Here is a 6,691-nt window from a genome sequence, read left to right as displayed (position 1 = left end):
AGCGTGGGTTTAGCTGGATCACAAGCCGTTCTAAGCACCCAAAGCAGTCAAAAGAAAGCCAAGAGGCTTTTAAAAAAGTTCCAAGTGGAAACGATCCTTCACACCCCAGGACATCTCCCTTTAGAGCGCATTGATGTTTGGTTTCAAGATGAAGCACGGTTTGGACAACAGAATCAAACAACACGCTTATGGGCTGAAACAGGCTCGAGGCCCCGCGCAACAAAACAACAGCAGTTTGAGTATGGATACTTATTTGGTGCAGTCTGCCCAAGTAATGGTAAAACAGAAGCGCTGATCAGCCCTATCGTCAATAAAGAGGTCATGACGCAACACATGGAATTAATATCAAAAGCCACGGAGGCAGGACGTCATGCGGTCGTGATCGTTGATGGCGCTGGTTGGCATACTATTGATACGGTACAACCATTCAATAATGTCACACTAATAAAACTTCCGCCTTACTCCCCGGAGTTAAATCCAATAGAGCAAGTATGGAGTTGGCTACGGCAACACTGTCTATCAAACCGTGTATTTAGTGGTTATGAAGAAATAGTCGAACAGGTATTGCAAGCGTGGAATAAATTCATCTCAGTGCCTGATACGGTTAAAAGCATATGCTCTAGAGACTGGATAAAATTGACTTAATCTTTATGCAGATTGGTATAAGGAGGCAAGGTATCACAGAGACATTTTTAATGCCTTCATCAACATTGCCCATGTGCCAGCTTGCGTGATCAACTATGACCACAGCGTGCTCTCCATAGCGCGTCGCATCCGAAATGTGTTTGGTATTAGCCTAGAAGGTTGTTAAAATAAATTCGACTTCAATCAGCAAGCCATTGAAATAGAGTGTTATTTTCGGTTGTATTGTTCACTCTGAGTTCTAACAGGGAGCTTATTGAGTTAGATTTAAGATCTAATATTGGATTGCCTTTATTTTCCTCCAAAGTAACATTGTTTTTAAGACCTTTTTCGGTTACTTCACAGGTGCCATTTTTACAAATAACATCAGGTTCTGGTCTGAGGAGCTGCTTATCTGAAGTAATAATAACATACCGATCATCAACCTTAGAAGAATCTTCAAAAGCCTTAAATTTTTCAGCCGAAAAGCTTGGCACTATTCCCGCTTTTATTTCTATCATATGTTGTAGAAATTGGTAACTACCCCTATGAGACAATGCACTTAAACCTGGTTCAGTCATAAACGAAATGAAACCCTCATCTATATCAGATGAAGATAATTTTTTCTGACTATCAAGAATATTATTTATCGTAGCTTGATCTTTATCCGTAAAGCTGACCGCAAGCTGGTATCCTTCACCGTTGAAGTGTCCATTATTAAAATTATTAAGTATCTTCCCATCGTCATGCATTCTGTAACCACCAAGATCACTGGCAAACTGACGGATATACTTAAAATCTATATTATTATTATCAGCATATTCATAGATATCAGCTAATAACTCTCTATCTCCTTGTGTCAAAAATTCATAAGAACTTCGCATTAAGTTAGATAAGGACATCCCATCAGCGCCGCTTAAAATTTCTGATTCAGTACCACCAAAAATATCCGTCACCATAGCTTCATAATAATGCTCAGACCGGCTTATATTTTTGCTTTTTTCTAAATCCCGTTCATCTAAAATAGACTCGAACTGTGATGTTACTTGCGAGCTATATTTATCGGAAACCATCGCTTTACTAAAAGAAGAAAAAGAGTTCATATGAGATAATAGTAATTCTTCAAATGATGCTAGTGCGGTAACGTTACTTTCGTATTTAAGGCTGTCTCGTTTTAGGTTTGATAGGTTTTGCTGATCAAGTGTGTGCCATCTTTCATATGCAGCTACCCTCTCTGAGCTGCTAAATGTATTACTTGTGTCTAATGCTATCGTCTCAAGTTTTGATTTGGATAAATGTTCAAATTCCCATTTTGCTGTGGCAACCTCATCACTATTTATTTTTGCATTTGAAGAGAGTATTTCCTTATGTAGAGATAAATTTTGCTGACTTAATTTAGAAATATCAATAGAGCTTTTGGCCTTACTTAATTTCGACGATAATGAAGAAACCGATGCATGTATTTCTATATCCTTACTTTTTTTGGGGTCAGATTGTGGCTGAGGAAAAGCTTTTCTCGCATTTAACAAACTTCTCTTGATATCAGGTATATCCATACTATTGACCCTCTAAACGAAAATAGACTCCTTTGATTAAATTTGGAGTCTAAGGTGTTAATTAGTTAGTTGTGTAGTTAAAAGTTATACTTTCTATTCTATTTGGTGTTGAATAATGGAAAGTACCAGTTGCTTCAACTCTATGAACAATTGATACTTGAATACCTGGTTTGAAGCTCTCACCATTAAATACTGTTACCTCTCCAGTAGAGTTTGGCACAATTGGTTCGCACTTAATGGGATTGTTGTTATATGCTCGATAAAAGCACAATTCAACAATCTCGCCAAAAGAATCTGGGTAATTTGCAGATGTGTAATTAATCCCAGTAATTTTACCTGTTTTACTCTCAAGTGGAATATCTCTTAAATCGCCATGTAATATAGAAAATAGAGATGATGACAGACCACCGGCAGAGCTTAATACTAGCATCCTGCTTTGTACCTTTTTTACATTATTTTAATGAGGCAACATTGTCAATGTAATAAGAACAAATTATTCAATCTGGTTAGCTAGGCCATACTATGTAATGGATATTTGTACGTTTAAGTATCCATTATTAAATGATCACTTTTTTAAATTCAAATGAGAGGGCACCCAACTAAATTACAAAAACTATTACTAGGTTTACTCGCTGATCTTATGCTTATAAAGCAGAAGAGCTGAGCGCTTCATGTTTGTGTGGGAGTTTGTCGACTATGAATGGGGATCCCGTGTCGAGACTGTAGCTGTCATCTAGCTAATTAAAAGTTGAGTGCAGTAAAGCATAGCCTTTGACCTTTAGAAAATATTATCTTGTTGCAATTTCCTCCTTGGTTTACTTTCTGAGCTGTGTAAAACTAGCTGGGTTAATTTAGTAAATCAGGTGACATGAATGTCGAATATAAAAGCTTGGAAACTTATCAGTTTATTTTGTTTGGTAAGCTTACTTATGGGCTGTCAATCGAAAGAAGAGCAGTTACAAGAAACAATTAAACAATCTATAGCTAAAGCTGAAGTTGAGTTAGCAGGACTTGGTAGTGCCTTAGATAACGGCTCAATTCGTAATGCCGCTTTATTAAGCGAATATGGCCGTATACTTAGCAATGAAAAGCCAGAGCTAGCTAAAATTGCTGGCGTGCTCGTGCAAGATGCAACTCGAAAAGGCCCGCTTTACTCAGGTTTGCAACAACGCTTAGCTGATATCAAAAGTACTTACCTTATTCCTCCTTACGATGAAACACTGCAAAATATTGATTTGTTGCGAGATGCTGCAAAGCCCGCTTTATTTTCGGATGCTTTGACCGATCCTATTAATATGCTTGCTGATATGTCGGGTGGCTCGCTTGCGCGTGTCGGTGCAATCAGTCAGCAGGCTGAAGGGGTTGGTGAAGGCAACCAGTTAGTCGGCAATCCTAATTATGGTAATTGGCAAACTAACAGTAGCGGTATCAGCTTTTGGCAGTGGTATGGCATGTACCGCATTTTAGGTGATGTATTTGATCGTGTTGAATATGGTAGTTGGAGCAAGCGCCGAAAGTATAGTTATTATAATGATTATGGTCGTGCGCGTTATTCTAGCCCTAAGCAAATTAAAGCACAAACCGCCGTTGAAACACGTACTAAGCAATCGTATCAACGCCAAGGTAAGCAATTCACAAGCCCTTATGCATCTAAAAAAACCGGGGCTTCTGGGTTAAGTCGTAGCAGTTATACACCACCAAAAAGTCGCAGTAGTTACTCCAAAACCAGTAGCTATAGTAAAGACTCGGGATCGGTCAGAAACAGCAATAATAGAACCTCTCGCGGTGTCAGTCGCGGTAAGTAAACGGCTATTTAAAGATTTAGTGTTGGAGTTTAAAGAATATGTACGAATTTAATGGAATAACTATGTGGTCACTACAAGCAATCGCGATTGATTTTGCGATTATTATTGCACTGTTTGTGAGCCTTAAATATATCAAAGGTTGGGTATCTAACTTACATGCCAATGATGAGATCACTGAGCGTGATAATTTTGCGTTTGGTATTAGCTTTGCTGCTGGCTTAGTTGCTTTAGCAATTGTGCTGACGGGTGTAAGCAGTGGTGCATTTGCAGTGAGCTTACAGCAAGAAGCATTGCAAATGGCAGCTTATGGTTTGTTAGCTATTGTGCTAATAAAGCTTGGGCACTTTTTTCAAGATAAAGTGGCACTGCGCAAGGTCAGCTTACATGATGAAATAGTGAAGGGTAATGTAACTGCCGCGGTGATTGATTTTGGTCATGTTGTGAGTGTGGCAATCGTGATTCGCTCAGCGCTATTTTGGGTGGCAACAGAAGGTTGGCATGGTTTACCAATCGTTATAGCAGCGTTTATTATTGGTAGCATTGCGTTATTGCTCGTGAGCCAGTATCGCGTACAACTATTTAAGCGTACTAACCGAAGTGGAGATTGCCTACAACAAGCAATTGTTGACGGTAACTTGGCTGTTGGTATTCGCTATGCTGGCTTTTTAATCGGTAGCGCGCTTGCGCTTACTGCGGCTTCAGGTATCGCGCCTTATGCTGCAGATAGCATTAACACCAGCTTGATTTTCTGGGCGATTAGCGCTTTGGTTAGTTTAATTGCATTTATCGTACTGCATTTAATTACGATTAAAATTATCCTTTCAGGTTGCGATATATCAGACGAAGTGAACCGTCAAAAAAATGTGGGTGTAGCAACTATTTCAGCGGCAATCTCGTTTGCTGTGGGTATTACCATGGCAACTCTATTAGGCGCGTAAAACTTGTCACATTCTAAGCAAAGCCCAAGTAAGTACTCCTTACTTGGGCATGATTTTTTATTAATTACTGTTATGGCCATACTCGCTGGGTGTGGCCTTATTTATGAATATCTGCTATCTCATTATGCCGGACGAGTTTTAGGCTCTGTAGAGAGCGCTATTTATGCGATGATAGGCACTATGATCGTAGCTATGGGTATAGGGGCTTTTTTAGCGCGTTGGTTTAAGGATGCCTTTACCGCCTTTGCTTGGCTTGAAAGTCTTATTGCACTTGTTGGTATGGGTTGTATCTTAGCTATAGCCAGCGTTATTGCTGTTAGTTATTCTTTACCGCATATTTTTTCTGACATTTTTAATCTACCCGCGGATGTGGTGCTCAACGGCTATGTTTTTCAAAAACTCCAAGAGTGGTCACGATTCCTACCTTATGTATTTGGCTTATTGTTAGGTCTATTAATCGGTATGGAAATTCCACTTATCGCTCGCATACGTCAGCATGTTTATGGTCGTTTCTTAGAAAATAATGCAGGCACGATCTACGGTGCCGACTATATAGGTGCAGGTATTGGAGCGGCTATTTGGGTTAGCATTATGTTGGCTATGCCAATCATGCAGGCTGCGGCATGGACTGCGCTATTTAATATTATCGCAGGTTTGGCATTCTTATGGCGTTATCATAGCTATGTCCGTTACGCCAAACTATTACTGGTATGTCATATCGCTTTACTGGTGTTATTTGGTTTTATTTTAATGCTTGGTAGTAGCTGGATGAAAGATTTAAGTAATGTGCTTTATAAGGATAAAGTTATTTATTCTGAAGCGACGAAGTATCAGCATCTAGTGTTAACCGAGCGATTGAGCCGCAATCAACCCGATCCAATTACCGATCTTTACTTAAACGGCCGCTTACAGTTTTCTAGCATTGATGAACAAATTTATCATTCAATGTTAGTGTATCCGCCATTATTAGCCTCGAACCGTCACGATAATGTATTGATTATAGGCGGTGGTGATGGGTTAGCACTAAGAGACGTATTGAAGTGGCCTGTTAAAGAAGTCACCTTAATTGATTTAGATGCCCAGTTACTTAGTTTATTTGGTCATGATGACGATGAATTTAATCCTCCGGCAGCTATTCATGAGCGCTTAACTAAACTTAATAAGCACTCAATGGCTGATCCTCGATCGCATATTAAAGTGGGTGATGCTTTTCTTGAAGTAGAGCGGTTACTTGATGAAGGTAAGCGTTTTGATACCATCATTATTGACTTACCTGATCCGAATCATCCCGATTTAAATAAAATGTACAGTGACTATTTTTATAATCATATCCGTCAATTACTAGCCGCAGATGGTGCAATGGCTGTGCAGTCAACTTCGCCTTATCATGCTAAAAAAGCATTTTTAAGTATTGGTAAAACAGTCAAAGCGGCAGGTTTTAAGCATGTTGAGCAATACCAGCAAAATATTCCATCATTTGGACAATGGGGATGGACGATTGCAACCACCACAGGTCAATCTGCAAGTGCGAGAATTAGCGATATAACAAGCTTACCAGTTGCTTCTAGATGGATCAGTAAAAAATATTTATTGGCAGCATTCGTATTCCCCAATCATTATTTTGAACAAATAAATGATATTGAAGTCAATCAATTAGGCTCAGGTAATTTATATGATTATTATCGTAGTGCATGGCAGATAGAAAGCGAATTGTATAAAAATTAATAAATCATGGTTGACATAATATGTCGACCATGCGAATCTTAACTCA

At 39.1% G+C, this 6,691-nt stretch carries 5 protein-coding genes and 1 pseudogene; 4 read left to right on the top strand and 2 right to left on the bottom strand.

Annotated features, from left to right (window positions below; translation table 11 throughout):
- A pseudogene (locus tag H5158_RS19145) lies at positions 1–645 on the top strand (IS630 family transposase); the annotation flags it as partial.
- Between the two features lie 179 nt (positions 646–824).
- On the opposite strand, the gene H5158_RS19140 reads toward H5158_RS19145, so the two are convergent.
- Positions 825–2,177, bottom strand: coding sequence for a hypothetical protein (locus H5158_RS19140; protein ID WP_182740658.1), 1,353 nt, complete (start codon positions 2,175–2,177; stop codon positions 825–827).
- 61 nt (positions 2,178–2,238) lie between these two features.
- Positions 2,239–2,607, bottom strand: a complete 369-nt coding sequence (locus tag H5158_RS19135; protein WP_182740657.1) for a hypothetical protein — start codon at positions 2,605–2,607, stop codon at positions 2,239–2,241.
- A 442-nt stretch (positions 2,608–3,049) separates the two neighbouring features.
- Here H5158_RS19135 and H5158_RS19130 point away from each other — a divergent pair, with 442 nt between their 5' ends.
- From H5158_RS19130 to H5158_RS19120, 3 genes are read left to right on the top strand one after another with little or no spacing between them, the layout of a single operon-like run.
- Positions 3,050–3,982, top strand: a complete 933-nt coding sequence (locus H5158_RS19130; RefSeq protein ID WP_145242697.1) for a CHAD domain-containing protein — start codon at positions 3,050–3,052, stop codon at positions 3,980–3,982.
- Between the two features lie 38 nt (positions 3,983–4,020).
- Positions 4,021–4,920, top strand: a complete 900-nt coding sequence (locus H5158_RS19125; RefSeq protein ID WP_145242699.1) for a DUF350 domain-containing protein — start codon at positions 4,021–4,023, stop codon at positions 4,918–4,920.
- 3 nt (positions 4,921–4,923) lie between these two features.
- The gene (locus H5158_RS19120) at positions 4,924–6,645 is read left to right on the top strand and encodes a polyamine aminopropyltransferase (protein ID WP_182740656.1); all 1,722 of its coding nucleotides are present in this window, start codon (positions 4,924–4,926) and stop codon (positions 6,643–6,645) included.
- The last annotated feature ends 46 nt before the right edge of the window (positions 6,646–6,691 follow it).

It is taken from the genome of Pseudoalteromonas sp. SR45-6 (assembly GCF_014163545.1).
GTDB classification, from domain to species: Bacteria; Pseudomonadota; Gammaproteobacteria; order Enterobacterales; family Alteromonadaceae; genus Pseudoalteromonas; species Pseudoalteromonas rhizosphaerae.
The sequence above is the reverse complement of the archived record's forward strand: the minus strand, read 5'-3'. Positions and strand labels throughout refer to the sequence as shown.